Raw genomic sequence first — 287 nt, forward strand, 5'->3', positions numbered from 1 at the left:
CGGCGGCGGCGCGCTGCTCGGCGGTGTGGGCGTCTGCCTGCTCGCGGACCTCGGCGGCGTACGCGTCGGCGGCGGTCTGCTGCTCGGCGGCGTAGGCGTCGGCGGCTTCGCGGACCTCGACGCCGTGCTTCTCGGCGGCTTCGCGGACCTCGACGCCGTACCGGTCGGCGGTCTCGCGGACCTCGGCGCCGTACCGGTCGGCCGCCTCGCGGACCTCGGCGGTCTCCGCCGCGGTGCGCTTGGTGAGGTCGGTGGCGTGCTGTTCGGCCTCGGTGCGGACCCGGTCG

Annotated in this window: 1 pseudogene; it reads right to left on the reverse strand. The window is 77.7% G+C overall.

Features of this window, described 5'->3' with window-relative positions:
• A pseudogene (locus AE652_RS42215) lies at positions 1–287 on the reverse strand (hypothetical protein); the annotation flags it as partial.

The organism is Kitasatospora sp. MY 5-36 (genome assembly GCF_001182915.1).
GTDB lineage: Bacteria > Actinomycetota > Actinomycetes > Streptomycetales > Streptomycetaceae > Kitasatospora.